The organism is Kluyvera sp. 142486 (assembly GCF_046569695.1).
Taxonomy (GTDB): domain Bacteria; phylum Pseudomonadota; class Gammaproteobacteria; order Enterobacterales; family Enterobacteriaceae; genus Kluyvera.
In genome coordinates this window covers 113,823-140,027 of sequence record NZ_JBKHUI010000012.1, presented here as the reverse complement: position 1 = coordinate 140,027, position 26,205 = coordinate 113,823, and the positions used below count along the sequence as shown (strand labels likewise).

Annotated in this window: 27 protein-coding genes; 13 read left to right on the top strand and 14 right to left on the bottom strand. The window is 55.6% G+C overall.

Going from position 1 to position 26,205, the window contains the following annotated elements:
* The 5 genes from ACLGE8_RS14755 to ACLGE8_RS14735 form a co-directional block, all read right to left on the bottom strand.
* Complete coding sequence (locus tag ACLGE8_RS14755) at positions 1 to 1,599, bottom strand: acetaldehyde dehydrogenase (acetylating) (RefSeq protein WP_410999514.1); 1,599 nt, start codon at positions 1,597 to 1,599, stop codon at positions 1 to 3.
* A 53-nt stretch (positions 1,600 to 1,652) separates the two neighbouring features.
* Entirely contained in the window at positions 1,653 to 1,931 is a 279-nt protein-coding gene (locus ACLGE8_RS14750) for a BMC domain-containing protein (protein ID WP_015585230.1), read from the bottom strand.
* A 14-nt stretch (positions 1,932 to 1,945) separates the two neighbouring features.
* Positions 1,946 to 2,230, bottom strand: coding sequence for a BMC domain-containing protein (locus ACLGE8_RS14745; RefSeq protein WP_115074640.1), 285 nt, complete (start codon positions 2,228 to 2,230; stop codon positions 1,946 to 1,948).
* 16 nt (positions 2,231 to 2,246) lie between these two features.
* Positions 2,247 to 2,525 (bottom strand): BMC domain-containing protein, encoded by a 279-nt coding sequence (locus tag ACLGE8_RS14740; protein WP_001540796.1) that lies wholly within the window; start codon positions 2,523 to 2,525, stop codon positions 2,247 to 2,249.
* A 535-nt stretch (positions 2,526 to 3,060) separates the two neighbouring features.
* A complete protein-coding gene (locus ACLGE8_RS14735) occupies positions 3,061 to 3,876 on the bottom strand; it encodes a metallophosphoesterase (RefSeq protein ID WP_410999512.1) in 816 nt (271 codons plus the stop codon).
* 16 nt (positions 3,877 to 3,892) lie between these two features.
* Between ACLGE8_RS14735 and ACLGE8_RS14730 the strand changes: the two genes are divergently transcribed.
* Entirely contained in the window at positions 3,893 to 4,900 is a 1,008-nt protein-coding gene (locus ACLGE8_RS14730; protein ID WP_410999510.1) for a type IV toxin-antitoxin system AbiEi family antitoxin, read from the top strand.
* Positions 4,863 to 5,672, top strand: a complete 810-nt coding sequence (locus ACLGE8_RS14725; RefSeq protein WP_410999508.1) for a hypothetical protein — start codon at positions 4,863 to 4,865, stop codon at positions 5,670 to 5,672. The genes ACLGE8_RS14730 and ACLGE8_RS14725 overlap by 38 nt, the downstream gene beginning before the upstream one ends.
* A 13-nt stretch (positions 5,673 to 5,685) precedes the next feature.
* On the opposite strand, the gene ACLGE8_RS14720 is transcribed toward ACLGE8_RS14725, so the two are convergent.
* From ACLGE8_RS14720 to ACLGE8_RS14700, 5 genes are all read right to left on the bottom strand, one after another.
* The gene (locus ACLGE8_RS14720) at positions 5,686 to 6,204 is read right to left on the bottom strand and encodes a FidL-like protein (protein ID WP_410999506.1); all 519 of its coding nucleotides are present in this window, start codon (positions 6,202 to 6,204) and stop codon (positions 5,686 to 5,688) included.
* On the bottom strand, positions 6,204 to 7,004 hold the full coding sequence (locus ACLGE8_RS14715) for a winged helix-turn-helix domain-containing protein (protein WP_410999504.1): 801 nt from the start codon (positions 7,002 to 7,004) through the stop codon (positions 6,204 to 6,206). Before ACLGE8_RS14715 ends, ACLGE8_RS14720 begins: the two co-directional genes overlap by 1 nt.
* Positions 7,005 to 7,025: 21 nt before the next feature.
* Entirely contained in the window at positions 7,026 to 7,604 is a 579-nt protein-coding gene (locus ACLGE8_RS14710; protein WP_410999502.1) for a TetR/AcrR family transcriptional regulator, read from the bottom strand.
* A gap of 191 nt (positions 7,605 to 7,795) precedes the next feature.
* Entirely contained in the window at positions 7,796 to 8,047 is a 252-nt protein-coding gene (locus ACLGE8_RS14705; RefSeq protein WP_333012546.1) for a late histone H1, read from the bottom strand.
* 5 nt (positions 8,048 to 8,052) lie between these two features.
* Positions 8,053 to 8,463 (bottom strand): Spy/CpxP family protein refolding chaperone, encoded by a 411-nt coding sequence (locus tag ACLGE8_RS14700; protein WP_410999500.1) that lies wholly within the window; start codon positions 8,461 to 8,463, stop codon positions 8,053 to 8,055.
* A 425-nt stretch (positions 8,464 to 8,888) separates the two neighbouring features.
* Between ACLGE8_RS14700 and ACLGE8_RS14695 the strand changes: the two genes are divergently transcribed.
* Genes ACLGE8_RS14695 through ACLGE8_RS14680 form a run of 4 tightly spaced genes read left to right on the top strand, consistent with a single transcriptional unit; the run spans position 8,889 to position 11,994 of the window.
* Positions 8,889 to 9,716: an ABC transporter substrate-binding protein gene (locus tag ACLGE8_RS14695; protein WP_410999498.1), complete on the top strand. Its 828-nt coding sequence runs from the start codon at positions 8,889 to 8,891 to the stop codon at positions 9,714 to 9,716.
* A gap of 1 nt (position 9,717) precedes the next feature.
* On the top strand, positions 9,718 to 10,536 hold the full coding sequence (locus ACLGE8_RS14690) for an amino acid ABC transporter ATP-binding protein (RefSeq protein WP_410999496.1): 819 nt from the start codon (positions 9,718 to 9,720) through the stop codon (positions 10,534 to 10,536).
* Complete coding sequence (locus ACLGE8_RS14685; protein ID WP_410999572.1) at positions 10,536 to 11,321, top strand: amino acid ABC transporter permease; 786 nt, start codon at positions 10,536 to 10,538, stop codon at positions 11,319 to 11,321. Before ACLGE8_RS14690 ends, ACLGE8_RS14685 begins: the two co-directional genes overlap by 1 nt.
* On the top strand, positions 11,311 to 11,994 hold the full coding sequence (locus ACLGE8_RS14680; RefSeq protein WP_322262754.1) for an amino acid ABC transporter permease: 684 nt from the start codon (positions 11,311 to 11,313) through the stop codon (positions 11,992 to 11,994). The genes ACLGE8_RS14685 and ACLGE8_RS14680 overlap by 11 nt, the downstream gene beginning before the upstream one ends.
* Positions 11,995 to 12,116: 122 nt before the next feature.
* On the opposite strand, the gene ACLGE8_RS14675 is transcribed toward ACLGE8_RS14680, so the two are convergent.
* Both ACLGE8_RS14675 and wrbA read right to left on the bottom strand, forming a co-directional pair.
* Positions 12,117 to 12,344, bottom strand: a complete 228-nt coding sequence (locus tag ACLGE8_RS14675) for a YccJ family protein (RefSeq protein ID WP_185666467.1) — start codon at positions 12,342 to 12,344, stop codon at positions 12,117 to 12,119.
* A gap of 20 nt (positions 12,345 to 12,364) precedes the next feature.
* The gene (gene wrbA, locus ACLGE8_RS14670; RefSeq protein WP_035896674.1) at positions 12,365 to 12,970 is read right to left on the bottom strand and encodes an NAD(P)H:quinone oxidoreductase; all 606 of its coding nucleotides are present in this window, start codon (positions 12,968 to 12,970) and stop codon (positions 12,365 to 12,367) included.
* 369 nt (positions 12,971 to 13,339) lie between these two features.
* On the opposite strand from wrbA, the gene ACLGE8_RS14665 reads away from it, so the two are divergent.
* Both ACLGE8_RS14665 and rutR read left to right on the top strand, forming a co-directional pair.
* Entirely contained in the window at positions 13,340 to 13,516 is a 177-nt protein-coding gene (locus ACLGE8_RS14665; protein WP_185666466.1) for a general stress protein, read from the top strand.
* Positions 13,517 to 13,629: 113 nt separating this feature from the next.
* Positions 13,630 to 14,268 carry an HTH-type transcriptional regulator RutR gene (rutR, locus tag ACLGE8_RS14660; RefSeq protein WP_410999493.1) on the top strand — a complete coding sequence of 213 codons (639 nt, stop codon included), beginning with the start codon at positions 13,630 to 13,632 and terminating at the stop codon, positions 14,266 to 14,268.
* On the opposite strand, the gene ACLGE8_RS14655 is transcribed toward rutR, so the two are convergent.
* Complete coding sequence (locus tag ACLGE8_RS14655) at positions 14,265 to 14,660, bottom strand: lysozyme inhibitor LprI family protein (protein WP_410999491.1); 396 nt, start codon at positions 14,658 to 14,660, stop codon at positions 14,265 to 14,267. The genes rutR and ACLGE8_RS14655 overlap by 4 nt on opposite strands.
* A gap of 180 nt (positions 14,661 to 14,840) precedes the next feature.
* On the opposite strand from ACLGE8_RS14655, the gene ACLGE8_RS14650 reads away from it, so the two are divergent.
* Positions 14,841 to 16,190: an MATE family efflux transporter gene (locus ACLGE8_RS14650; protein ID WP_410999489.1), complete on the top strand. Its 1,350-nt coding sequence runs from the start codon at positions 14,841 to 14,843 to the stop codon at positions 16,188 to 16,190.
* Positions 16,191 to 16,323: 133 nt separating this feature from the next.
* Here the strand turns inward: ACLGE8_RS14650 and putA are convergent, their stop codons facing one another.
* Complete coding sequence (gene putA, locus ACLGE8_RS14645; protein WP_410999487.1) at positions 16,324 to 20,286, bottom strand: trifunctional transcriptional regulator/proline dehydrogenase/L-glutamate gamma-semialdehyde dehydrogenase; 3,963 nt, start codon at positions 20,284 to 20,286, stop codon at positions 16,324 to 16,326.
* A gap of 410 nt (positions 20,287 to 20,696) precedes the next feature.
* On the opposite strand from putA, the gene putP reads away from it, so the two are divergent.
* The 4 genes from putP (at position 20,697) to efeB (ending at position 25,796) form a co-directional block, all read left to right on the top strand.
* Positions 20,697 to 22,217 carry a sodium/proline symporter PutP gene (gene putP / locus ACLGE8_RS14640; RefSeq protein ID WP_410999485.1) on the top strand — a complete coding sequence of 507 codons (1,521 nt, stop codon included), beginning with the start codon at positions 20,697 to 20,699 and terminating at the stop codon, positions 22,215 to 22,217.
* A gap of 288 nt (positions 22,218 to 22,505) precedes the next feature.
* Positions 22,506 to 23,339 carry an iron uptake transporter permease EfeU gene (gene efeU, locus ACLGE8_RS14635; RefSeq protein WP_410999483.1) on the top strand — a complete coding sequence of 278 codons (834 nt, stop codon included), beginning with the start codon at positions 22,506 to 22,508 and terminating at the stop codon, positions 23,337 to 23,339.
* Between the two features lie 49 nt (positions 23,340 to 23,388).
* A complete protein-coding gene (gene efeO, locus ACLGE8_RS14630; protein ID WP_410999481.1) occupies positions 23,389 to 24,516 on the top strand; it encodes an iron uptake system protein EfeO in 1,128 nt (375 codons plus the stop codon).
* A 5-nt stretch (positions 24,517 to 24,521) separates the two neighbouring features.
* Positions 24,522 to 25,796 (top strand): iron uptake transporter deferrochelatase/peroxidase subunit, encoded by a 1,275-nt coding sequence (efeB, locus tag ACLGE8_RS14625; protein WP_410999479.1) that lies wholly within the window; start codon positions 24,522 to 24,524, stop codon positions 25,794 to 25,796.
* Positions 25,797 to 26,205: the final 409 nt, after the last annotated feature.

Below are 26,205 nucleotides of genomic sequence, written 5' to 3'. Positions count from 1 at the left end.
TTACTTGCCTAAACGCTCAAGCACCTGACGGATCACGCGCTCCACGTTCTGCTCGCTGATTTCACCTTCGGCCTCTGCCGTAGCCGCCGTCGCAAAACGGTTGTCGCCGTGGCTGCTGAGGGTGGCGGCTGGGGCAGGGGAGGTGAAGCGCGCGTCGTCCACGATGCTGCGGCGCGGGTCAACCGGCTGGCTGGTGATAGTCGGCTGCGGTTCCACGCGGCTGCTCGGTGCGCGTAGCTCGTCGATAGAGCGCACGCCATAGCCCACTTTGCGGATATTGAGCAGGTTCATCGGGCCGACGTTATCGGAGCTGGAGCCGCCGCCTACCGCGCCGCAGCCTAAGGTCAGCGCTGGGGTGATGTTGGTGGTGGCGCCGATGCCGCCGAGCGCCGCGGGGGTGTTAATCAGAATGCGGTTAACCGGTTTTTCGAGGCAGAACTGACGGATAACGTCCTGGTTGCGGGTGTGGATCACCAGCGTATGGCCAAGGCCTTCGTTGGTCAGCAGTTCCACCACGCGATGGCAGGCGGCTTTCCAGTCCTCTTCCACGTACAGGCCGAGTACCGGACACAGTTTTTCACGCGAGTAGGGGTTTTTCGCTGAGACGGTGGTCTGCTCGGCAATCAGTACGCGGGTGCTGGCCGGTACGCAGAAGCCTGCCATCTGGCTTAAATAGAGCGCCGTTTTGCCCACCACTTTTGGGTTGATGGTGCCGTTAGGTCGCAGCAGCAGGGCCGCCATTTTCGCCGCTTCGCTTTCGTTCATAAAGTACGCGCCCTGGGCTTCCAGCTCGCGATGCACTTCGTCGTAAATGCAGCCTTCGACGATGATCGACTGCTCAGAGGCGCAGATAACGCCGTTGTCGAAGGTTTTGCTGGTGATGATATCTTTCACCGCGTGAGGAATATCGGCGCTGCGCTCGATAAACGCCGGGCCGTTACCCGGGCCGCCGCTGATGGTTGGCGTACCGGAAGCGTAGGCCGCGCGCACCATGCCTTCGCCGCCGGTCGCCAGGATAAGCGACACGTCTTTGCTGTGCATCAGTTCAGAGGTAGCTTCCAGCGTCAGTTCGGTCACGCCGTCAACGATGCCGGCCGGTGCGCCCGCCGCTTCTGCCGCGCGTTTGACAATCTCAATCGCTTTCCAGCTACACTGACGTGCGCCCGGATGCGGCGAGAAAATAATCGCGTTACCGGCTTTGAGGGCAATCAGCGTTTTGTAGATAACCGTGGAGGTCGGGTTGGTTGAGGGAACCAGCGCGCAGATAACGCCCAGCGGCACGCCCACGTCCATCACTTTCTTTTGTTGATCGTCATGAATGATGCCGACGGTCTTCATATCTTTGATGGCGTCGTAAACGCGCAGCGAGGCAAAACGGTTCTTCAGGACTTTATCCTGCCAGTTGCCGAAGCCGGTCTCTTCTGCGGCCATTTTCGCGAGCGTTTCGGCGTGGTGCGCCGCTTCCTGGGCCACGTTTTTCACGATAGCGTCGATTTGCTGCTGCGAAAAAGTGGCCATTACCGCTTGCGCTTTTTTGGCGCTGCGCACCAGTTCCCGCGCGTTCTGGCGAGAGAGCAAATCGGTATCCAGTTCAATCATGAGTCTATCCTTCATCAGACGAAAAGAGTGCAGACGGGGCGTGCCCGGTCAGGTCATGCTTTATGCTGCGATGCGATTTTTTCGATGTCGTTATGCGGGCGCGCAATGACGCGGGAAGTGACCACTTCACCGATGCGTTTTGCCGCTTCAACGCCGGAGTCCACCGCCGCGTTGACCGCGCCGACGTCGCCTTTCACCATCGCGGTGACCAGACCCGAACCGACGTTTTCATAGCCGATAAGCTCGACGTTGGCGGCTTTACACATGGCGTCTGCGGCTTCGATACAGGCCACCAGACCTTTGGTTTCAATCAGACCAAGCGCTTCTTTCATCATTTTCTCTCCGGTTATTCGCTAATTTTGTAGTGCGAGACAATCTTGTTGATGTCGTTATGCGGACGCGCGATAACCAGCGATGTCACCACTTCACCAATGCGCTGCGCTGACTCCACGCCGGAATCCACCGCCGCTTTCACCGCGCCGACGTCGCCTTTCACCATCGCGGTGACGAGGCCAGAGCCGACGTTTTCGTAGCCGATAAGCTCGACGTTGGCGGCTTTACACATCGCATCTGCCGCTTCGATACAGGCCACCAGACCTTTGGTTTCAATCAGACCTAATGCATCACCCATTTGCGTTCTCCTGGCCTTAAGCCTTGTGTTTAATGACAATTTTGTTGATGTCGTTATGCGGACGTGCAATCACCAGCGACGTCACCACTTCCCCAATGCGCTGCGCCGATTCCACGCCGGAATCCACCGCCGCTTTCACCGCGCCGACGTCGCCCTTCACCATCGCGGTGACCAGGCCAGAGCCGACGTTTTCATAGCCGATAAGCTCAACGTTGGCGGCTTTGCACATCGCATCCGCGGCTTCAATGCAGGCCACCAGACCTTTGGTTTCGATAAGCCCTAATGCATCACCCATTGCTTCACTCCTCAAAACAGGTTGTGTGATTTCAGGAAAACCGTCCGTGTCACGGCGTTAACCCACGGCAGCGGCGTTCGGGATTCACTATAGGGATTAGCTTTTCTGGTGGAATTTAAATCTGGTTGATTCTCTGATTTAGATAAAAACTCTGCTATTTAGCCTTTTCTGGCCGTTGATTTATCTCTTTATGCTGCGAGGAGGGGCGGGATTTTGACGGGCATAAGGCGGTTTTTTCCGTGTGCTCGGCGCTAGCTGGAAATGTTGTGAAATTGCTAAATTTATACAAAAGTCGGGTAACATGGCGCAGGAACAACTGTGGCGAGGTTCAAATTCTGGCAGCGAAGCTAAACGCAAAAGATGCGCTTTTAGGCGAGGGGGAAGATTAATGAAAAGTCATATGAATTCGATCGCCTGTTTTGAGCCGATGGAAAGCGGTATGGCTTGTGGCTGATGGTTCGTAAAGTTCATCTTGTTCATCAATTTCATTTGTTCACGAATCATGAACAAATGAAATTCGTGAACAAATCTGATCTCAGTTGCCCTGAAATAGACAAACTTCATGCTGCGGGTTGCAGAGGTATAGTTGATGGGAACCCGCATCCAGCATACCTAATGCAGAGGATGGGTGTGTTAAGGGGAGGCCAAAGTCCAGATTCAGGCTGTTTCCTTTATAGCGCAATGTAGGAAGAACAGGAGTATGCCCAGCGGCGACAAAATCGACTCCCTTTATGGGAGATGAACTTCGGACTGCATGGCGCCTTCTGCCCTTAAGGCAGCCGTTGAGCGCAAAAACATCTTGTACCATCAGCGACTGAAGAAAAGATTCAATGCAGTGCGTTTCTGGCGGGATCTCAGCATGCAGGACACAGTAGGTTTGATGTTGGATGGTAAACAATATAACGAGTGGGAGTTGGGATAGTTTTTGGCAGAGTAAGGTTTTTTTCTCATCGGTTAAGGTGAAAAACCAGTCGCCGCCTTGTGCTCTGATTTTCAACTCATGATGCTCTCTTTCCGTTTTATCCTGCGATAAAAACCATGCCAGTAAACTTTCTTCGTGGTTCCCCAGCACAGAGTGGAACCATGCGCAATCGAGCAGAGATATACACTGGTGAGGATAAAGACCTCTATCGAAGAGGTCGCCGACGGCAATAAGGCGGTCTTTTTCCGGCTTAAAGTTAACGAATTCAAGTAACCCCTGTAGAGAATCGTACGCGCCATGCAGGTCACCAAGAATAAAATCCCTGCCAACATCATTGGGCAAAAGTGTAACGATCATCGTCTTCAAACCTCGTCTGGCATCAGGATTTGATAGTAAAGGATGGGTTGCATGATAGCCAATTTTGTTCATACTATGGGTCATGTTCATGTATCGTGAACAAGGATTGGAGCGTGAACAAATGCGTGATGAAGAAAGCATCGTGAATGAAATACTGGAGCGACTGCCTAAGCCACTTCAGGGAAAGATCTATAATGATAGTGCTTTGTATCTACAGATGCCTGATGGAACTAGCCATGCTTTTCATTTTGAAGTGAAAGCGCAACCACGCAAAGAGTGGTTAATGTACTGGAAATCGGATTTCATAAAAAAAGATAAAAATGGATATCCATTATTATTGTGTCACTATCTAAGTCCTGCATTACAGAGGTATTGCATGGAAAATAAAGTTAACTTTATCGATAGTGCAGGGAATATGTTTATTTTAACGCCTAATTATTACTTAAATGTTACAGGTAATAAAAATGAGAGCGTGGTAAAAAATACTAATGGGATGTCCATTGGTATTATGAAGCTACTTTTTGTTATGTTAGCGGATGAACAAATTATTAATTATACCTACCGTGAGATTGCTGAACAGGCGGGTATTTCGCTTGGCATGGTAAAGAAAGGCTTCGATTATCTTGAAAATAATAAATTATATCGAGAAGGAAATAATGTTCGCCGATTTACCGATATACCTGAATTATATCGATCGTGGATTCAGTCATATGATTCGGTGCTGCGACCCAAAATAGTCAAAATGAGACTGTCTGGGAATATACTCTGGAAAGACATCAAGCTCCTGCCTGGAGAGTATTGGGCAGGAGAAGTTGCGGCTTATGAACTTAGCAAAGGATACCTGCAGCCTGAGATGATAAAAATTTTCACCCCTTTATCTTTTCATGAACGACGAAAAGATCTTGGGTTACGCCCGGATCCCAACGGTGATGTTGAGTTTATGGAGACATTCTGGGGTGCGTCATTCCAGATGAGTCACGCTGGCTACGCATTGCTAACGATAGCGGAACTAGTTGCCTCTCAGGACGAACGTAATATTGAAATGGCGAAAATAATCAATGAAAACACCTTACACATTAACACGTCCATTATCTGATGAAATCCAACAGGCGCTGATGAAAATCACCAATGCCTGTACCCTGGCAGGGTATCCATTCTTTATTGCGGGAGCCACCGCGAGAGAAATTATGCTTACCCATGTACATAATCGAGATACGGGACGACGCACCCGGGACATTGATATTGCCGTTTTTATTGATGATTGGGACGCATTTTCTCGCTTAAAAGGCATTATGCTTGAACAGGGAGCAGAGTCAGCAAAGGATAATGCTCATCGGCTATATTGGGGCGGTGTAGAGTTAGACATTATTCCTTTTGGCTCTATCGCCGCTGATAATCAGGTGGCATGGCCACCGGATCGCGACATCATTATGTCCGTTGATGGCTTTGCCGATGCCTGGAAACACGCTGTTCTCGTCACGATCCCAAATTGCGGCGATATTCGGTTTTGTTCATTGCCTGGTTTATTGTTACTAAAATTATTTGCCTGGCGTGACCGCGGTGACAGAAATAGTAAAGACGCCATTGATATTTATAAAATTCTACTTGAATACGATGCTATTGAAGACTCTCGCCTGTATGACGATGATGTATTAGCTGAGAGCGTTGATTGGGTGCCGGAACGTATTGGTGCTCGGTTAGCAGGAAAGGATGTGGCAAATATGGCTACGGCGCAAAGCCTTGCCGCCTTACAGCAACTGGATCATGAGAAGCTGATCGATGCTATTGTCCGTCAGTCTGGAAGTGCGCGTTCAACAGATATTGAAATCTGTATAAATGACTTCTGGTACGGCTTAATGGGCGAATAATTCCCGGGGCGCGCTAGTTCAGCGCGCTACCGGATTTCAGCGTACAGATCCACAGCGGTGAGTTGATGGAACTCAGCAGAATGGCCTTGTCGTTAAGCTTCTGGGCGTTGAGAAACAGCCCGTCGTGGCTGTCGGACATTTCGCGCATAAAGTAGGCGAAAATCACGTCCGGGGATTCATCGATGGACGAGGCGCTCGACTCCCACTGGTTGATACGATAGTGGCGTTCTGTTGCGGAAATGCGTTTGCTGCTGTAGCTGAATTTGACGTAGCGCTGCAGGTAGAGCCAGCCGGCGGCCGAATCGGTATAGCCCTCGACCACCATTGAGCCTTTGCCGTGGCTGCCAAAGTTGAAGTGAATGTTGCCGTTCACGTTCTCTTTATCCATATTTTCAAAACGCATGATCCCTTTGGTGGAGCAGCTCATCACCCCGGCGTTTTCATCGGGCAGCAGGCGCCAGGCGCTAAACCCGGCGACCACGATAAAGATGAGCAGAGAAAGGGCAAAGAACGTACGCGGCGCGAGTTTCATTACGGCTTCCAGGAGTAGTAAAAGTAGTTGTCGCAGTAGCTAAACGGGTTATCTTCATGCATCGCGCAGTGGGCGAGAAATACGCGCCCCAGGCCGTTGGTCTCCAGCCTGTCGCCGTAGAAAAAGAGGAAGCGCTCGCCGGGTTTGCACTCGACCTTCAGCCGCTCACGCACCTCATCGAAATTTTTCACGTAACCGCTGGGGCTGACCGAGCGCAGCATCTCATCGCTGGCCAGCAGTTCGCACTGGCTGTGGGTGATTTGGCTCAGGGTGATGGGACGCGACTCTCGCACGCCTACCAGGCTCAGAATAAGTAGCAGCAGCGCAATGGTCAGCAGGCAGGCACCAGCGATATACCAGCAGGTACCGCGCGCATGCGCCGTAGCGGGTGGGGTTTCCAGCGGCGTCTCTGGCTCGGTTTCGTCGACTATGATCGGCGGTTCCTGCATCGGTGCGGGCTGTGGGGGGGCGTCCAGCGCCTCAATCACCACGTCCGGGTTAAGCTGCAAGTAGCCGCGCGACACGGTGACGATAATGTTATCGACACCATAGTGGCGGAAGGTTTTGCGCAGCATGCTCAGATACTGATTCAGGTTGCTGTTCGACGAGGTTAACCCGTTGTCATCCCAGACCTTTTTGAGCACCTCTTCCCGGCTGACGATTCCGGTGTTATGCAAAAAGAAGAACAGCAGGGCGCTGGCGGTGATAGACAGCTGGCTGTCCGGCTCATCGCTTTGCGGCAGCGTTATCGTGCCATCCGTTGCGTCATAAATAAAACGGGCATTGATGTTGTAGCGCATCGCGGCCTCAGCCTATGTGCTTCACGCGGGAAGCGTCATCTTATTAAGAGATTCGACCAACGTTCGTCGGTGCTCGGCGGACATGGTGATCCCTTCCGTGAGTTCAGATAACCAGATGCCGTCTGCCGCATAGCGCACCAGCGTACCGGTGGAGCTATTATCCAGCGCGTCGCCACGCGCCAGGTGATCCAGCATCCAGTCGCGCCAACATTTTCGCAGCACCGGTTCATCCGGCATGGCCAGCGACAGCACCATCAACTGGCGGCTTTCGTGCGTATCCGTCAGGTCGGCAAGGTAGTTCAGATAGGCGCGGGTAAAGCGGCCATAGCTGACGCCATCCTGCTGCATCAACGCGACGATCGCGTCTTCCATAATCGCCAGCAGGCGGGTAAACAGCGCGTAAATCAGCGCCTGTTTATTGGGAAAGTGGTGAATCAGCCCGCCTTTACTAACGCCTGCTTCACGAGCGACAGCGTTCAGCGACAGCGCGGCGATGCCGTCTCGTCCGGCAATCATTGCCGCCGACTCCAGCAGCAGCTGATATAAACGGACCGGATCTTTTTTGCGGTGTTGGGTTTCCGTGTTCATGGCCCGAATCATACCGACCAGACGGTATGATTATTTTTGACAGCGATCAAAGCGAGGGGGAAGTCCGTATAGAGATTATGGGTAATGCGTGAGAGCTCACAATTTGTCGTATAAATCAGACTTTTATCACGTGGTTTTCCGATGAGGAGCGTAAAAAAACGCGGTGAGCCGCCCCTCCGCGTTTTTTACTTCACGACCGTAACTTACTTCTGCACAGCGCTTTTGGCTTTCGCTTTCGCGTTATCACAGGCCGTCTGGTTTTTCGCACAGGCGTCTTTTGCGGCTTTAGCTTCTTTCTGCGCGTTCGCTTTTGCCGTGCTCTTCGCCTGAGCGCACTGGCTTGGATTATTCTGGCAGGCGGTTTTCGCGTTCGCTACAGCCTGACCGTTGGCCGCATTCGCCGCACCCATTGCCAGCAGCGCGCAAGCGCCTAACATCATCGCGATTTTTTTCATGTTAATTATTCCGCCGCAGCCTGAGCCAGATCGTTCTGTACCTGCTTACGCTGTTCAGCGGTCAGCACCTGGCTTAAGTCAAAGTAGTATTTCACTTTGTAGTAGCGAACCTGTTGGTCAACTTTGCTAAACGCCGCCAGCTGTTTGTTCACGCCCGCTTCATCCCATTTGCCGGACTGGATCATGTCGATGATCATGCCGTCTTTAACATCCTTCATGGAGATAGCCTGAACGTTTTTTTCCAGCTGCTGGTGCAGGGTTTTCATTTTGGACACCTGAGCATCGGTCAGCTTCAGATGCTGAACGATAGGGTCCTGAGCCGGCGCTGGGGCAGCGGTGGTATCAGCAGCCTGAGCGGCGAAAGTCGCACCAGCAAGGGTGGCAACCAGTAAAGCGGCGCGGGTAAATTTTTTCATTGTAGTCATCCATAAAGCATTCAAATAGACGCCGAAGCGTCAGGCAACAGAGGAAATAACCCCTGATTTTTGTCGGTGTAATGATAGGTTGCCGGTCAGTCTTGATGCTCGCGGATTGTTGTGTCTGTTGGTAACGATGGGAAACAATGACCTCACGAAATCATAACTTTTTACGTATTAAGACCTTCTTAATGTTACGGTTTTCTTTTCGACCATTTCAGCAGTAAGTCCACGCCAATGGAAAGACGAAATTGTGCAAAGCATTTGCGATATCTGGCGTTGCTCATGAAATTTTACCTTTAGATAACAATTACTTTCGCCAAATGATATTTGGTTATAAAGCATAGCGAATCGTTATTTGTTCCGCTGAGGGCGGTGTGGGAGCGTAAAAAGACAATACAAAAACAGGGGTATCCAGAAAGATTATGGCAAAGACAAAACAGACCGTTGCACAGCTCGCACTTATCACTGGCCTGGTTGCTACCGGCCTGACCACCTTCGCCGCGCAGGCCGATCAGCTAGCGGATATCAAAGCGAAAGGCGTGGTCAAAGTGGCCACCTTTGATGCCAACCCGCCGTTTGGTTCCGTGGACGCGAAAACTCATGAACTGGTGGGCTACGACGTTGATTTCGCCAAAGCGCTGGCAAAATCGCTGGGCGTGAAGCTGGAACTGGTGGCGACCAATCCGGCTAACCGTATCCCGCTGCTGCAATCCGGCAAGGCGGATCTGATTGTCGCCGACATCACCATTACCCCAGAACGCGCGCAGGTTATCGACTTCTCCACCCCGTACTTCGTGACCGGCCAGCAGTTCCTGGTGCCGGCGACCGGCGGCGATAAACTCGACGATTACAGCAAAGCGCGCATTGGCGCTGTGAAGGGCACCACCGGTGAGCAGACGCTGCATCAGCGCTTCCCGCAGGCGCGCGTGCTCTCCTATGACGACATCCCGCTGGCGCTGACCGCATTGCGTAACGGCAACGTGCAGGCGATTACCCAGGACAGCACCATTCTGGCAGGCCTGCTGGGCGAAGCGCCGGATAAAGCCAAATTCAAAATTCTGCCGGACTTGCTCAGTAAAGAAGAGATCGGCGTGGGTGTGAAAAAAGGTGAACCGGCGCTGCTGAAAGCGGTGAACGATGAGCTGGTGGCGCTGGAGAAATCAGGCGACGCGGCAAAAATCTACGACACCTGGTTTGGCCCTACAACCAAAGCGCCGCAGCCGCGTTCCTTCACCATAGAAGCAAAATAATATGTTGTCGGCTTTACTTTCTCGTTCCGCGGCGAAGTCCGCGGATTTTTCACATCTGCGCAATGCCAGCGTGACGTTCCGACAGGCAGTGAAAGAATATGGCAGTCATCGGGTGCTTAACGGCATCGATTTGACAATTAATCCCGGCGAAGTGGTGGCGATCCTCGGGCCTTCTGGGTCAGGGAAATCGACGCTGATTCGCCTGATAAACCAGCTTGAAAGCCTTAGCGGCGGTGAAATCCTGATTGACGACAAGCCAACCAGCCAGCTGAGTGGCCGGGCGCTGCGCCAGCTGCGCAGCCGAATCGGCTTCGTCTTCCAGCAGTTCAACCTCTATGCCCATTTAACCGCGGCGCAGAACATCATGCTGGCGCTGGAGTCGGTTCACGGCTGGAAGCGCAGCGATGCCGAGCAGCGTGCGCGGGAGCTGCTGAAAAAGGTCGGGCTTGCGGAAAAGGCCGATGCGATGCCGTCGCAGCTCTCCGGCGGCCAGCAGCAGCGCGTGGCGATTGCCCGAGCGCTGGCCTCCTCGCCACAAATCATCCTGTTTGACGAACCCACCTCGGCGCTGGACCCGGAAATGATCGGCGAAGTGCTGCACGTGATGCAGTCGCTGGCCCACAGCGGGATCACCATGATTGTGGTGACCCACGAAATGCAGTTTGCGCGGGAAATTGCCGATCGGGTGGTGTTTATCGACGGCGGCGATGTGCTGGAGGTCGCGCCTCCGGCGGCGTTCTTCGCCAATCCACAGCATCCGCGCGCGCGGCGTTTTCTGCAAAAGGTGCTGGACCCGCTGCACCAGGAGCAGACGGCGTGATGGTCAATTTCGACTGGCAGGGGGTGCTCAGCGGGCAGCCTCTGCAATGGATTATCTCGGGTTTTCTCACCACGCTGTGGGTCTCGCTTGCCGGGATTGCGCTGGCAAGCGCGCTGGCGGCGCTGTTCTTATTGCTGCGTCTTGCTGGTGGGCGGTTGGGGCAGGGCATCACCGCCTGCTGGGTGTCGCTGTTTCGCAATACGCCGCTGCTGGTCCAGCTATTGTTCTGGTACTTTGCGGCGTGGAACTTCTTGCCGCAAGGGCTGCGGGATTTTGTTAATGACCCGCACGACTGGTCGATTTTGCCCGGCAACGTCTGGTGGCTAACGCCGGAGTTTCTGTGCTCTGCCTGGGGCCTTGGCGTCTTTACCTCGGCGTTTTTGATTGAGGAAGTGGCGGCGGGGCTGCAAAGCGTACCGAACGGCCAGCGGGAAGCTGCGCTGGCGCAGGGGTTTTCGACCTATGGGCTGTTGCGGCATATTTTATTGCCGCAGGGGCTGGCTAACGCCTGGCAACCGGTGGTGGGGCAGTATCTGAATCTGATGAAACTCTCGTCGCTGGCGAGCGGTATTGGCTTTGCCGAGCTGACCTACCAGGTGCGGCAAATCGAAAGCTATAACGCTCATGCGCTGGAGGCTTTTGCGGTGGGCACCGTGCTCTATCTGCTGACCGGCGTGGCGCTGGGGCTACTGTTGAGCCGCCTGGGGCCAAAACCGGTAGGGCAACCGAAGCGTGTACGAAAAGCGGCGGCGAGCGTGGCGAGAGGGGTAGCAAATGAACGCTAATCTGGCGGTAATTTACGACAACCTCGACTACCTGCTGTGGGGGCGGCTGGCCGACGGTGAGCCGGGTGGCGTAGCGTTGACGCTGATGATGGCGATAGGCGCTGGAGCATTGGCGCTGCCGGGCGGAATTCTGCTGGCCTGCGCGGCGTGGCGATTCTCCGGTTTAACCCGGCGCTTGCTGTACCTGTGGGCGGAGGTGATACGCGGTATTCCGCTGATCTTCGTTATCTTCTGGCTGTGGTATCTGCTGCCGATGCTGACCGGGAGCGACCTACCGGGCGCGGTAACGGTGACGCTGGCGCTGGCGTGGTTTACCGCCGCCTCGGTGATGCATTCGGTGCTGGCGGGGCTGCGCGCACTGCCTACCGGGCAGTATGAAGCGGCGCTGACCCAGGGCTTTAGCGCTGGACAGAGTCTGCGATTGATTCTGCTGCCGCAGACGCTGCGCAACGTGCTACCTTCGCTGGTGGGGATTTTTATCAGCCTGCTGAAGGACACCTCGCTGGCGTTTATCGTCAATGTACCGGAATTGACCACGGTGGCGGGGCAGGTGAACAACCGCGTGCAGATCTACCCGACGGCGATCTTTGTCTTTATCGGCGTGGTCTATTATCTGCTGTGCTTTGGGCTGGAAAGGGTGGCGAAACGCTGGCAGCGGCGGGTGGCGGTGTAGGCCTGATAAGCGTAGCGCCATCAGGCAATCTGATGCAGATTGCCTGATGGCGGCGTTGCCTTATTCGGCCTACAAAAAACAAACCCGGCCGAGGCGTTTACGCCAACGCCGGGTTTTGCCCATCACACGTTTTTACGTTCGATGGTTTGCTCGCCCCAGAAGAGCGCGTCTTTGTCGGTTTTGCTGAAGGCCAGTTCGAGAACGGCATCGCTGCCTTCTTCCCAGATTTTTTCTGCCGTCTTTTCATCATATTTCGCCAGCTCAAAAATCGCTTCGGCGATTTCGGGCGACGTGTTGCGCAGACTGGCCCATTCACCAATATGATGAGCCTTGCCTTCTTGTGTCGGCATATCGCTTCTCCCTTAAATCATTAGCCTTTCATTTTGACGGCCAGGCCTGCCACGTATTCACCCTGATAGCGGGCGATGGACAGCTCTTCCTGGCTTGGCTGGCGTGAACCGTCTCCGCCAGCGATTGTGGTCGCGCCGTATGGCGTGCCGCCGCGAACCTGAGAAACATCAAACAGCTCCTGGGCTGCGTAACCAATAGGCACAATAACCATGCCGTGGTGGGCGAGGGTCGTCCACGTTGAGGTAATGGTCTGCTCTTGCCCGCCGCCGGTGCCGGTTGAGCTAAAGACGCTGGCCAGTTTGCCGTACAGCGCGCCGGACGCCCACAGGCCGCCGGTCTGGTCGAGGAAGGTGCGCATTTGCCCGGCCATATTGCCGAATCGGGTAGGGGTACCGAAGATAATGGCGTCGTAATCAGCCAGTTCTTGTGGGGTGGCGACGGGAACCGCCTGCGCTTTGCCGCCTGCTTTGGCAAAGGCTTCTGCTTGCATGGTTTCTGGTACGCGCTTGATGGTGACGTCAACGCCGTCGACCTTATTAGCGCCTTCGGCTACCGCTTTAGCCATCGTTTCGATGTGTCCGTACATAGAATAATAGAGCACCAGAACACTTGCATTTCCACTCATCTTAACTCTCCTGTGTCAAATTCGTCGGTTTCTAACAAGCATGTTTAAGCATAGTCGCTAATGACGGATTCGCTGCAACGATTCGGCAATTTATCCACGACGTTGTGGCATGATTTTTTGCCGCCGCTGCGCGCTTTGACGTACGCTGACACACTTTTATCTGACCCGCTTTCCTCCACCATAAGAGTCAATTACGCACCTGTCAGACTCTCGTACGGCAAAAACGGCGGGCAGATATGACAAAATGTGACCAATTCGCCTGTGCTGCCGCTGCGACGACTAACCTTATTACTACCCGTGCAGTACGGCGGGTGAACGCGCTTTGAATTACGTAATGCACTATGTCGTTCTCTCAACTGGAGGTCAGTAATGGCAAACCATCGTGGCGGTTCCGGCAATTTTGCCGAAGACCGTGAAAGAGCATCAGAAGCAGGTCGTAAGGGCGGCCAACACAGCGGCGGGAACTTCAAGAACGATCCCCAACGCGCCTCGGAAGCGGGCAAAAAAGGCGGGAAAAACAGCCATGGCAGCCACCGCAACAGCTAGCGGTGCGTGAATTGTCTGCCTCTCTCCTAACCGCCGGATAACCCGGCGGTTTCTTTTTCTGGCCATAACCCGCAAAATAGGTATTGATGCCGTAAATAACAAGGAGAGGGCGCATGGCTCAGGATGCAGTAAAAAAAGGTGGCAAACGTTCGCAGGCCGTGAGTGCGAAAAAGCAGGCCATCCTTACCGCCGCGCTGAATACCTTTTCACAATACGGGATCCACGGCACGCGCCTTGAACAGGTGGCGGAACTGGCCGGGGTGTCGAAAACCAATTTGCTCTATTACTTCCCGTCAAAAGAGGCGCTCTACGTGGCCGTGATGCAGCAGATCCTCGATATCTGGCTGGCACCGCTGAAGGCATTTCGTGAAGATCTGGCACCGCTAGTGGCGATTAAAGAGTACATCCGCCTCAAGCTTGAAGTCTCGCGCGACTACCCGCAGGCCTCTAAGCTGTTCTGTCTGGAGATGCTGCAGGGTGCGCCGTTGGTGATGGATGAGTTGACCGGTGACCTGAAAGCGCTGGTCGCGGATAAGTCGGCGATTATTGCCGCCTGGGTTCAGGCTGGAAAGCTTGCAGCTATCGACCCGCACCATCTGATCTTTATGATCTGGGCGACGACCCAGCACTACGCCGATTTCGCCACCCAGGTGGAAGCGGTGACCGGAAAAAACCTGCGTGATGAAACCTTCTTTCAGCAGACCGTCGATAACGTCCAGCGGATCATCATCGACGGTATTCGCGTACGTTAACTGGCAGGCGGCAGAGGGCAGCTCAGGTCGCCCTCTTCACACTGTAGCAGCGATGAGAGAAATGCTTCGCGCTCGTTGGTTTTGTCGGCCAGGCACTGGCTGTTCACCATCGGTTGCGCGGTGCCGCCGTGGCTGCTTGAGCTGATAAACGCGCAGTCTGCGTCCCGCAGCGCAATCCACGCTGACTGGGCTTTCTTCAATAAATCTCGCTGCGCGGGCTCCGCGCGCTTTAGTACATCCTGCCAGGTTTGATTGAGCTTTTTATCGGCCGCCTGATACTGCGCGGCGGAGCAGGTATTCAAATCCGCCTGCGTGGTGGCATCGGCACATTCGTCCGCCAGGGCATAACCGCTGGTCAGCAGCAGGGCGAAGGCGGGTAAGAGACGTTTCATCGGTTGACACTCCAGAATATTCATACGGCGCTTAGGCTCAGGATATAACACGATTTTAACCTCGAATCTCCTCCAACCACCGTGCGATTTTCCGAATTTGACAGGTGGCGCAACGTTCGTCTGGACGCCTTTGGTATAGAAGGTTGATGATCGCGCACTCACATGGGAGAGGGAAGAGAGATGACAGTGATGTCCGGCACTAACGTTCAGCCTCAATTAAAGCTTTTCACGCTGGCGTGGCCGATTTTTGTGGAGCAACTGCTGCGACTGATGCTCGGGTACGTCAGCGTTTTTATGCTGGGGCACTATTCCGATGAAGCCGTCGCCGCTACCGGTGTTGCCAACCAGATACTGGCAATTTCGGTCATCTTTTACGGGTTTTTGACCGTCGGTGTGCAGATTGTGGTGGCGCAATTGATTGGCGCGAAGCGGTTTAAGCGCGTTGAACGGGTGATCACCAACGGGCTGGTGGTGGCTTTTCTCATTGGCGTGGCAATGAGCCTTATCTTTATTCTGTTCGGCGATGCGTTTCTGCGCATGCTGGGGCTCAGCGAGGCGCTGGTGGTGGTTGGGTCGCCGTTTATCCGCATTATTGGCGGTATTTCGGTGGTTATCGCCCTCTATTCATCTATTTTGCCGATTTTACGCACCCACGGTTATGTCCGCCAGGCGATGCTGGTGCCGATCACGGTTAGCGTGATTAACGTGGTGTTCAACTATCTCTTCCTCTACGGCAAGCTGAGCTTTCTCGGCCTTGGGGTCACCGGCGTGGGGATTGCGGTGTGTATTGCCAACGTTATCGGCATGCTGATGTCGGCGTGGATGCTGAAAAAATACATCGGCTACGTGTTCCGCTGGCAAAAGCTGCAGCAGTGCTCGCGAAAAATGCTGGGGGCCATTTTACGCTACGGCCTGCCGTCAGCGGGGGAGAACCTCTCCTATGCGGGGTCGCAGCTGGTGGTGACGGCAATTATCGCCTTTCTCGGCACCGAGGCGCTGACCACTAAGGTCTACGCCTCAACGATCAGCCAGTTTGTCGCGCTGTTTGCCATGTCTATCGGCCAGGCTTCGCAGATTATTATCGGGCGAGCGGTGGGGGCGCGGGAGATAGACACGGCGTACCGGCAGGGGATTAAAAGCTGGCGGCTGGGGCTGATGGTGGCCTTTTCCATCAGCGTGATTATCTACCTGCTTGCCGAGCCGATTATGCAGCTCTTTACTCCGAACCAGGAAATCATCGCCCTGACCAAAAAGCTGTTTATGCTGTCGATTTTGCTCGAACTGGGGCGCGCGACCAATATCATCGTTATCAGCAGCCTGAACGCGACCGGCGATGTTCGCTTCCCGTTTATCTGCGGGATTATCGTGATGTGGATTGTCAGCCTGCCATTTTCGTACCTGCTGGGCGTGTATATCGGCTGGGGGCTGGTGGGGGTGTGGATAGCCTACATTATTGATGAAGGGCTGCGGGCGCTGTTGATGTACCGGCGCTGGCGCAGTCGGGTGTGGACGACGAAATCTGTTTTTTAATGGTCACGCAGGACGGGTAGGCCTGATAAGCGAAGCGCCATCAGGCGAAATGTGCGTACATTGCCGGATTGCGGCATAAACGCCTTATCCGGCCTACCAATAAAAAACCCGGCAATCGCCGGGTTTGAATCTCTTAACCAATCGTCATCAGGCTAGCGTTTCCGCCCGCCGCGGCGGTGTTCACGCTGAGCGAGCGCTCATGGTACAAACGCTCCAGCAGCAGATTGGTTTCGCCGCGGGCAAAGCCCTGCACCGAAACAATCGCCCCGTCGCGCGCCGCCACCTGCTCGCAGAGCTCGCGCAGCTGGTCGGAATCACCGTGGTAAATCACCGCATCGAAGAAGGCGTTCATCAGCGTTTCCGCTTTCGCGAAGTGGATACGCTCGCTCACTGCTTTTGGCAGCGATTTCACCAGCTCGCGCTGCAGCGGCGCATCCTGCCACAGCACTTCGCTGCCGACCGCCATCACCGCCGACAGTTGCGTCAGCAGATCCGACTCGTTATCTGCCACGCACAGCACGCGTTCACGCGGCACCAGCGTCCAGGTGTTGCGCTCGCCGGTTGGCCCCGGCAGCACGCGCTGGGTACCGGCCTGCGCCAGTTCGCTGAACAGCTTGCTCTGCGCCAGCTGTTCAGGACGACCGGCCATCCAGCTTTGCAGTTCGGTGAGCGGTTTTTCCAGCAGCGTTTTCAACTGAGTATCAACCACCTGACCCGCATCCTGACGCGCCAGCGTTTTCGCCAGCGCCGTTTCCGGGCGGCTTGCCAGCAGGCGGTACAGATACATCGGGCCGCCTGCTTTCGGGCCGGTGCCGGAAAGACCTTCACCGCCGAACGGCTGTACGCCGACCACTGCGCCGACCATATTACGGTTGACGTACAGGTTGCCGACCTTCGCACTACCGGTCACCTGAGCGATGGTTTCATCAATACGGGTGTGCACGCCGAGGGTCAGACCGTAGCCGGAGGCGTTGATCTGTTCAACCAGTGAATCCAGTTGATTACGGCTGTAGCGCACCACGTGCAGCACCGGGCCGAAGACCTCTTTTTTCAGCTCGTCAAAGCTGTCGAGCTCAATCAGGGTTGGCGGAATAAAGGTCCCACTCTGCCATTCACGGCTGTCTTCGGCGTTTTCCCGTGCGGCCTGGAACACGGTGCGGCCTTTGGCGCGCATCGTCTGGATATGCTGCTCGATACCGGCTTTCGCTTCAGCATCGATCACCGGCCCGATATCGGTAGTCAGACGGCCCGGGTTGCCCATCCGGCACTCCGCCATCGCACCGCGCAGCATGGTCAGCGTGTGGTCGGCGATATCGTCCTGCAGGCAGAGCACACGCAGCGCCGAGCAGCGCTGGCCCGCGCTATCGAAGGCCGAAGCCACCACATCGACCACCACCTGCTCGGTGAGCGCGGAGGAGTCGACGATCATTGCGTTCATGCCACCGGTTTCCGCGACCAGCGGCGTTGGGCGGCCCTGAGCATCGAGACGGGTGGCGATATTGCGTTGCAGCAGGGTGGCAACATCGGTAGAACCGGTAAACATCACGCCGCGCACGCGGGCATCACCGGTCAACTGTGCGCCGACGGTTTCACCACGGCCCGGCAGCAACTGCACCACGCCTGCCGGTACGCCCGCTTCCAGCAGCAGGGCGATACCCTGTGCGGCAATCAGCGGGGTTTGCTCGGCCGGTTTGGCCAGCACGCTGTTACCGGCGGCAAGGGCGGCGGCAACCTGACCCATAAAGATAGCCAGCGGGAAGTTCCACGGGCTGATACAGACCACCGGGCCCAGCGGGCGGTGGGTTTCATTATCAAAGTCGTCGCGAACCTGACCGGCGTAGTAGTGCAGGAAGTCGACTGCTTCACGCACTTCGGCAATGGCGTTGCTGAAGGTTTTCCCGGCTTCGCGCACCAGAATACCCATCAACGACTGCATCTGATCTTCCATCAGCACCGCGGCGCGTTCCAGAATCGCGGCACGCTCCTGTGGCGGGGTGGCGAACCAGATTGGCGCGTTATTCACCGCGCTTTCCAGCGCCTGTTCCACTTCGCTGGTGGTCGCCTCGCGGACATAGCCCACGACGTCTTTTGGTTCAGCCGGGTTAATCACCGACACCATATCGCCGTCGGCAACCGGATGCTCCAGCATCGGCGTCGCCGTCCACTTGTGCAGTGCGCTGTTGAGCAGCGATGAGGAGAGGGAGGCCAGACGGTGTTCGTTGGCGATATCCAGACCCGCGGAGTTGACGCGGCCTTTACCGTAGAGGTCACGCGGCAGCGGGATCTTCGGATGCGGCAGGCCGGACGCGCCTTCCTGCAGCGCCATCTTCTCAACCGCCAGCACCGGATCGGCAACCAGCTCGTCCAGCGGCAGGCTGTTGTCGGCAATACGGTTAACGAACGAGGTGTTGGCACCGTTTTCCAGCAGACGACGCACCAGATAGGCCAGCAGCGTTTCGTGGGTGCCCACCGGCGCATAAATACGGCAAGGACGGTTCAGTTTGCCTTCCGCCACTTTGCCGACCACCTGCTCATACAGCGGTTCGCCCATGCCGTGCAGGCACTGGAACTCATACTGACCCGGGTAGTAGTTATTGCCCGCCAACTGATAAATCGCCGCCAGGGTGTGGGCGTTGTGGGTGGCAAACTGCGGATAAATCAGGTTCGGCACGCCGAGCAGTTTTTTCGCGCAGGCGAGGTAAGAGACGTCGGTATACACCTTGCGGGTGTAGACCGGATAGCCCTCGAGACCGTCCATCTGTGCGCGTTTGATTTCGCTATCCCAGTAGGCACCTTTCACCAGACGGATCATCAGGCGGCGACGGCTGCGGGTGGCGAGGTCAATCAGGTAGTCAATCACGAACGGGCAGCGTTTCTGATAGGCCTGAATCACGAAGCCAATGCCGTTCCAGCCCGCCAGCTCTGGCTCGAAGCACAGTTTTTCCAGCAGATCGAGGGAGATCTCTAAACGATCGGCCTCTTCGGCGTCGATGTTAATGCCGATGTCGTACTGACGCGCCAGCAGGGTCAGCGATTTCAGGCGCGGGTAAAGTTCATCCATCACGCGGTCGTACTGCGCACGGCTATAGCGCGGGTGCAGGGCGGAGAGCTTGATGGAGATCCCCGGGCCTTCATAAATGCCACGGCCGTTGGAGGCTTTACCAATGGCGTGGATCGCCTGCTGGTAGGAGACCATATAGGCCTGCGCATCGGCGGCGGTCAGCGCGGCTTCGCCGAGCATGTCGTAGGAGTAGCGGAAGCCTTTTTCTTCGAGCTTACGGGCGTTTGCCAGCGCTTCGGCGATGGTTTCGCCGGTGACGAACTGCTCGCCCATCAGGCGCATCGCCATGTCTACGCCTTTACGCACCAGCGGCTCGCCGCTCTTGCCGATAATGCGGTTCAGCGAGCGCGACAGGCTGGTTTCGTTGTGGGTAGAGACCAGTTTGCCGGTAAACAGCAGCCCCCAGGTGGCGGCGTTGACGAACAGCGACGGGCTACGGCCAATGTGCGACTGCCAGTTACCGTTGCTGATTTTGTCGCGGATAAGGGCATCGCGGGTGGCTTTATCAGGGATACGCAGCAGCGCTTCTGCGAGGCACATCAGCGCCACGCCTTCCTGAGAAGAGAGGGAGAACTCTTGTAACAGGCTCTGCACCATACCGGCACGGCCGCTGGCGGTTTTCTGGTTACGCAGCTTTTCCGCCAGTTTCCAGGCCAATTGGTGCGCCTGTTCGGCAATCGGCTGCGGCAGACGGGCCTGCTCCATCAGCATCGGCACGGCGTCGGTTTCGCTGCGGCGCCAGGCGGCGGTAATCGCCGCACGGGTCACCGACTGCGGCAGGATCTGCTCGGCGAACTCGAGGAACGGCTGGTGGATTTCTTCCGTCGGCTGGGCTGATTCATCGCTCTCGTTAGCGGCACCCGCCAGCAGCGCAGGCAGCTCAGGCAGGACTTCATCGTTTTCCAGCTTTTCCAGATAGTTAAAAATCGCCTGCTTTATGAGCCAGTGAGGGGTGCGGTCGATACGTGTCGCTGCACTCTTAATGCGCTCACGGGTTGCGTCATCCAGCTTAACCCCCATGGTGGTGGTGCCCATGCCAATTACTCCTGTTGCTTGGTTATCGTCATTATTGCGTAACAGGAATATCCATCATGTTGCAACTTTGTGCAACCGTGTTAAATGTGATGTCCGTTGCAGGCTTAAAAATGAATTAATTGTTAATGGTAAAACTTATGGCAAGCAGCCTGGTAAATGGGTATTGCGAGCTGATTTTATGCGCTACTTAACAGTTATTCAGGGTGCAACCGTAAAAAGCGTGAGGGAGTGCAACCTATAGAAAAATGCTATCACCGGGGTAATGCAATCGATGTAAATGCAGTGTTAAATCGTTTGTGAAAAAATTCCGCTTCCGTCAGGATACGGTCGCTTCAAAAAAATTGCCTCGTTCCGGCAATGATAAAAACGGCAAATGGGGATGTTGCCGACGCATAATTCTGGAGATTCTAATGACTATAAGTACACCGATGCTGGTGACCTTTCTTATCTATATTTTTGGCATGATCCTCATTGGCTTTATTGCATGGCGCAACACCAAAAATTTCGATGACTATATTCTTGGTGGCCGTAGCCTTGGGCCCTTCGTGACCGCGCTTTCTGCCGGTGCGTCGGATATGAGCGGCTGGTTGCTGATGGGTCTGCCGGGCGCGATATTCATCGCCGGCATTTCAGAAAGCTGGATCGCCATCGGTCTGACCGTTGGCGCGTGGATCAACTGGAAGCTGGTGGCCGGGCGTCTGCGCGTGCACACCGAAGCCAACAACAACGCTTTAACGCTGCCGGACTACTTTACCGGGCGCTTTGAAGATAATAGCCGCGTGCTGCGTATTATCTCCGCGCTGGTTATCCTGCTGTTCTTCACCATCTACTGTGCGTCCGGGATTGTTGCCGGTGCGCGTCTGTTCGAAAGCACTTTCGGCATGAGCTACGAAACCGCTCTGTGGGCGGGGGCGGCGGCGACCATCCTCTACACCTTTATCGGTGGTTTCCTTGCGGTCAGCTGGACCGATACCGTGCAGGCCAGCCTGATGATCTTCGCGCTGATCCTCACGCCGGTTATCGTGATTTTCGCGGTGGGTGGCCTCGGTGATTCGCTGGAAGTTATCAAACAGAAGAGCATTGAGAACGTTGATATGCTCAAAGGGCTGAACTTCGTTGCTATCGTATCGCTGATGGGCTGGGGCCTGGGCTACTTCGGTCAGCCGCACATTCTGGCGCGCTTTATGGCCGCAGACTCCCACCACAGCATTGTGCACGCTCGCCGTATCAGCATGACCTGGATGATCCTGTGTCTGGCAGGCGCGGTTGCCGTGGGCTTCTTCGGGATTGCCTACTTCCAGAACAACCCGTCGGTGGCCGGGCCGGTGAGCCAGAACGCCGAGCGTGTGTTTATCGAACTGGCGCAGATTCTGTTTAACCCATGGATTGCCGGGATTCTGCTGTCGGCGATTCTGGCGGCGGTGATGTCAACGCTGAGCTGTCAGCTGCTGGTGTGTTCAAGTGCGATTACTGAAGACCTCTACAAAGCGTTTCTGCGCAAAAACGCCAGCCAGAAAGAGTTGGTGTGGGTAGGGCGCTTTATGGTGCTGGTGGTGGCGCTGGTGGCTATCGCGCTGGCGGCAAACCCGGAAAACCGTGTGCTGGGTCTGGTGAGCTACGCGTGGGCTGGCTTTGGCGCGGCGTTTGGCCCGGTGGTGCTGTTCTCGGTGATGTGGTCACGTATGACTCGTAACGGCGCGCTGGCGGGGATGATTATCGGTGCGGTCACCGTGATCGTCTGGAAACAGTTTGGCTGGCTGGGGCTATACGAAATCATCCCAGGCTTTATCTTTGGCAGCGCGGGTATCGTCCTGTTCAGCCTGTTGGATAAAGCGCCGTCGGCCAGCATGCAGGAACGCTTTGCCAAAGCGGACGCGCATTATCACTCTGCACCGCCGTCCCGCTTAAGTGGCCCGGACGAGGCGCGGTAGGCCGGATAAGGCGTTTATGCCGCCATCCGGCAATAGGCGCCGAACTGCCTGATGGCGCTATGCTTATCAGGCCTACGTAAACCCGCGGCTTCGCGGGTTTTTTTATGCGCATTGCCATCGCGCGTTAGTGATAATCAACGCAACTATATCGTCGCTATTCTTTTACATCTCGTCATTATTTCCCTCACATTTCACTTGTGTTTATTTTTTGCTTAATGATAATCACTATCACTCACATTTACCTGTCTTTGCAAAAGTTGACGGCGTTACACATTTAAGGATGTCCGCATGTTTGTTCCTTTTCTCATTATGCTGCGCGAAGGGCTGGAAGCAGCGCTGATTGTCAGCCTGATTGCCAGCTATCTGAAGCGCACGCAGCGCGGTCGCTGGATTGGAGTGATGTGGATTGGCGTAATTCTGGCCGCCGCGCTGTGCTTAGGTTTAGGCATCTTTATCAATGAAACCACCGGTGAGTTCCCGCAAAAAGAGCAGGAGCTGTTTGAAGGGCTGGTGGCCGTGGTGGCGGTGGTTATCCTGACGTGGATGGTGTTCTGGATGCGTAAAGTATCCCGCAACGTCAAACAGCAGCTGGAGCAGGCGGTGGATAACGCGCTGCAAAAGGGCAATAACCACGGCTGGGCGCTCATTATGATGGTCTTTTTCGCCGTGGCGCGTGAAGGGCTGGAGTCGGTCTTCTTCCTGCTGGCGGCATTCCAGCAAGATCTCGGTATCTGGCCTCCGCTGGGTGCGATGCTGGGTCTGGCAACGGCTATCGTGCTGGGCTTCCTGCTTTATTGGGGCGGTATTCGCCTCAACCTCGGCGTGTTCTTCCGCTGGACGAGCCTGTTTATTCTGCTGGTGGCGGCTGGCCTTGCGGCTGGGGCGATTCGCGCCTTCCACGAAGCGGGTCTGTGGAACGCATTCCAGGACGTGGCCTTCGACCTCAGCGGTACGCTGACCACGCACTCGCTTTTCGGCACGCTGCTGGAAGGCATCTTTGGTTATCAGGAAGCGCCGAGCGTGAGCGAAGTGGCGGTCTATTTCCTGTATCTGATTCCCGCACTGGCGCTGTTCTTCTGGCCGCCGCGCGCTGCTACATCAACATCACGTATCGCCCCATAAGGCAGATAACGGCTGTTTAGTGACAACTACTTATTGAAAGGGATGGACCATGACCAAGAACTTCCGCCGCAGCGCGTTGCAGACGGGCATCGCAGCACTCTTCTCTACGGCGTTTATGGCACAGGCTGCCGATATTCCGCAGGTTAAAGTGACGGTAAACGACAAACAGTGTGAACCGATGTCCATCACGGTGAAAGCCGGTAAAACCCAGTTTATCATTCAGAACCACAGCCAGAAGGCGCTGGAGTGGGAGATCCTCAAAGGGGTGATGGTGGTGGAAGAGCGTGAAAACATCGCGCCGGGCTTCACCCAGAAGATGACCGCTAACCTGCAGCCGGGCGAATACGACATGACCTGCGGCCTGCTGACCAACCCGAAAGGCAAGCTGATTGTGACAGGCGAAGCGACCAAAGACGCGGCGAAAGCCAACGCTGTGCTGAGCCTGAACGACGCGATTACCGCCTATAAAGCCTACGTCACCGCCGAAACGGCAGAGCTGGTGAAAGGCACCAAAGCCTTTACCGACGCGGTGAAAGCGGGCGATATCGCTAAGGCGAAATCCCTGTACGCCTCTACCCGTCAGCACTACGAGCGTATCGAACCGATTGCCGAGCTGTTCTCTGACCTCGACGGTAGCATTGATGCTCGTGAAGACGACTACGAACAAAAAGCGGCGGACCCGAAATTCACCGGCTTCCACCGTCTGGAAAAAGCGCTGTTTGGCGACAACAGCGTCAAAGGCATGGAGCACTATGCTGACCAGCTGAATACCGACGTGCTGGAACTGCAAAAACGTATCTCCGAGCTGGCCTTCCCACCGTCTAAAGTGGTAGGCGGCGCGGCGGGTCTGATTGAAGAAGTGGCGGCGAGCAAAATCAGCGGCGAAGAAGATCGTTACAGCCACACTGACCTGTGGGACTTCCAGGCTAACATCGACGGCGCGCAGAAGATTGTTGACCTGCTGCGTCCTCAGTTACAGAAAGAGAACAGCGCGCTGCTGGCGAAGGTTGACGCTAACTTCAAGAAAGTGGACACCATTCTCAGCAAATACCGCACCAAAGACGGCTTTGAAACCTATGACAAGCTGACCGATGCGGACCGTAATGCGTTGAAAGGGCCGATCACCACTCTGGCGGAAGATCTGGCGCAGCTTCGTGGGATCCTGGGTCTGGACTAAGCAAGATGGCAAAGCAGCACTCTGACGACCTGAACGAACCGTCACGTCGTCGTTTATTAAAAGGGATCGGCGCGCTGGGAGGCGCGCTGGCAATTTCCGGCGGTTGCCCGGTGGCGCACGCGGCGAAAGCCAGCGAGACGCCGACGGCGAACAGTCGGATGGAAACCCAGCCGTTTTACGGCGAGCATCAGGCTGGCGTACTGACACCGCAGCAGGCCGCGATGATGCTGGTGGCGTTTGACGTGCTGGCGGCGGATAAATCAGACCTTGAGCGTCTGTTCCGTCTACTGACCGACCGTATCGCCTTTCTGACTAAAGGTGGCCCTGCACCGGATACGCCGAATCCCCGCCTGCCGCCGATGGACTCCGGCATTCTGGGGGCGTTTATCGCCCCGGATAACCTGACCATGACGGTCTCCGTTGGCCAGTCGCTGTTCGACAGTCGCTTTGATCTTGCGGATAAAGCGCCGAAGAAGCTACAGAAGATGACGCGCTTCCCGAACGATGCGCTGGACGCGGCCCTGTGCCACGGCGACCTGCTGCTGCAGATTTGCGCCAACACGCAGGATACGGTGATCCACGCGCTGCGCGATATTATCAAGCACACGCCGGACTTGCTCAGCGTGCGCTGGAAGCGGGAAGGGTTTATCTCTGACCACGCGGCGCGCAGCAAAGGCAAAGAGACGCCAATCAACCTGCTCGGCTTTAAAGACGGCACCGCCAACCCGGACGGCAGCGATAAACCGCTGATGGACGAGGTGGTGTGGGTGACCGGCGATCAGGGAGAACCTGCGTGGGCGAAGGGCGGTTCGTATCAGGCCGTGCGCATTATTCAGTTCCACGTTGAGTCCTGGGACCGTACGCCGCTTAAGGAGCAGCAAACGATTTTCGGGCGTGACAAGCACAGCGGTGCGCCGCTGGGTATGAAGAACGAGCACGATGCGCCGGACTACACCCGCGACCCGAACGGCGACGTGATTGCGCTGGACAGCCATATTCGTCTGGCCAACCCGCGGACTAAAGAGACCGAGTCGAGCCTGATGATGCGGCGGGGATACAGCTACTCGCTGGGCATTTCCAACTCCGGCCAACTGGATATGGGCCTGCTGTTTGTCTGCTACCAGCACGACCTGGAAAAAGGGTTCCTGACGGTGCAAAAGCGCCTGAACGGGGAAGCGCTGGAGGAGTACGTGAAGCCGATTGGCGGCGGGTATTTCTTTGTTCTGCCGGGTGTAGCATCGGATAAGAGTTATTTGGGCAGCACGCTGTTGCAGGCCTGAGTGCAGTCCCGGCGGCGCTTTGCCTGGCAGGGCTACATTGTACTGTGCACATTTGTAGGCCGGATAAGGCGTTTACGCCGCCATCCGGCAGCGACCATTTGTAGCCCGGGCGAGCGCAAGCGACCCCGGGATTTCCCCCAAACTTCAGAATATCGCCAAAAATCAGTCCTTTTTTTTCATTTCCCCCCCTGATTGATATAAAACTGTCACATAAGTGTCAGATGCTATCTCTGTAAGCTATCGTTATGTTTATGTAAAAATTATGTTGCATCTTTTATTGGTTTAGATGTAATAATAAATATAGCGGTAGTTTCCGTTTCACTATGGAGATCGCGAATGGTAGCGTCCTTGACTGGACTAAGCAGAACCTTAACCCGCACCATCCAGCGCGGAGGCCCTCTCTCCGGCA

Bases quoted from the DNA above. Each gene is read 5' to 3' on its own strand.
- ACLGE8_RS14700 (WP_410999500.1), bottom strand. From the start codon at position 8,463: ATGAAAAAATTTACCCGCGCCGCTTTACTGGTTGCCACCCTTGCTGGT.
- rutR (WP_410999493.1), top strand. From the start codon at position 13,630: ATGGCTCAGGATGCAGTAAAAAAAGGTGGCAAACGTTCGCAGGCCGTG.
- ACLGE8_RS14750 (WP_015585230.1), bottom strand. From the start codon at position 1,931: ATGAAAGAAGCGCTTGGTCTGATTGAAACCAAAGGTCTGGTGGCCTGT.
- ACLGE8_RS14725 (WP_410999508.1), top strand. From the start codon at position 4,863: ATGAAAACACCTTACACATTAACACGTCCATTATCTGATGAAATCCAA.
- ACLGE8_RS14665 (WP_185666466.1), top strand. From the start codon at position 13,340: ATGGCAAACCATCGTGGCGGTTCCGGCAATTTTGCCGAAGACCGTGAA.
- ACLGE8_RS14710 (WP_410999502.1), bottom strand. From the start codon at position 7,604: ATGATTCGGGCCATGAACACGGAAACCCAACACCGCAAAAAAGATCCG.
- putA (WP_410999487.1), bottom strand. From the start codon at position 20,286: ATGGGCACCACCACCATGGGGGTTAAGCTGGATGACGCAACCCGTGAG.
- ACLGE8_RS14685 (WP_410999572.1), top strand. From the start codon at position 10,536: ATGGTCAATTTCGACTGGCAGGGGGTGCTCAGCGGGCAGCCTCTGCAA.
- ACLGE8_RS14655 (WP_410999491.1), bottom strand. From the start codon at position 14,660: ATGAAACGTCTCTTACCCGCCTTCGCCCTGCTGCTGACCAGCGGTTAT.
- ACLGE8_RS14675 (WP_185666467.1), bottom strand. From the start codon at position 12,344: ATGCCGACACAAGAAGGCAAGGCTCATCATATTGGTGAATGGGCCAGT.
- ACLGE8_RS14650 (WP_410999489.1), top strand. From the start codon at position 14,841: ATGACAGTGATGTCCGGCACTAACGTTCAGCCTCAATTAAAGCTTTTC.
- wrbA (WP_035896674.1), bottom strand. From the start codon at position 12,970: ATGAGTGGAAATGCAAGTGTTCTGGTGCTCTATTATTCTATGTACGGA.
- efeU (WP_410999483.1), top strand. From the start codon at position 22,506: ATGTTTGTTCCTTTTCTCATTATGCTGCGCGAAGGGCTGGAAGCAGCG.
- ACLGE8_RS14715 (WP_410999504.1), bottom strand. From the start codon at position 7,004: ATGCGCTACAACATCAATGCCCGTTTTATTTATGACGCAACGGATGGC.
- efeB (WP_410999479.1), top strand. From the start codon at position 24,522: ATGGCAAAGCAGCACTCTGACGACCTGAACGAACCGTCACGTCGTCGT.
- putP (WP_410999485.1), top strand. From the start codon at position 20,697: ATGACTATAAGTACACCGATGCTGGTGACCTTTCTTATCTATATTTTT.
- ACLGE8_RS14735 (WP_410999512.1), bottom strand. From the start codon at position 3,876: ATGAACAAAATTGGCTATCATGCAACCCATCCTTTACTATCAAATCCT.
- ACLGE8_RS14720 (WP_410999506.1), bottom strand. From the start codon at position 6,204: ATGAAACTCGCGCCGCGTACGTTCTTTGCCCTTTCTCTGCTCATCTTT.
- ACLGE8_RS14690 (WP_410999496.1), top strand. From the start codon at position 9,718: ATGTTGTCGGCTTTACTTTCTCGTTCCGCGGCGAAGTCCGCGGATTTT.
- ACLGE8_RS14695 (WP_410999498.1), top strand. From the start codon at position 8,889: ATGGCAAAGACAAAACAGACCGTTGCACAGCTCGCACTTATCACTGGC.
- efeO (WP_410999481.1), top strand. From the start codon at position 23,389: ATGACCAAGAACTTCCGCCGCAGCGCGTTGCAGACGGGCATCGCAGCA.
- ACLGE8_RS14705 (WP_333012546.1), bottom strand. From the start codon at position 8,047: ATGAAAAAAATCGCGATGATGTTAGGCGCTTGCGCGCTGCTGGCAATG.
- ACLGE8_RS14755 (WP_410999514.1), bottom strand. From the start codon at position 1,599: ATGATTGAACTGGATACCGATTTGCTCTCTCGCCAGAACGCGCGGGAA.
- ACLGE8_RS14680 (WP_322262754.1), top strand. From the start codon at position 11,311: ATGAACGCTAATCTGGCGGTAATTTACGACAACCTCGACTACCTGCTG.
- ACLGE8_RS14730 (WP_410999510.1), top strand. From the start codon at position 3,893: ATGTATCGTGAACAAGGATTGGAGCGTGAACAAATGCGTGATGAAGAA.
- ACLGE8_RS14745 (WP_115074640.1), bottom strand. From the start codon at position 2,230: ATGGGTGATGCATTAGGTCTGATTGAAACCAAAGGTCTGGTGGCCTGT.
- ACLGE8_RS14740 (WP_001540796.1), bottom strand. From the start codon at position 2,525: ATGGGTGATGCATTAGGGCTTATCGAAACCAAAGGTCTGGTGGCCTGC.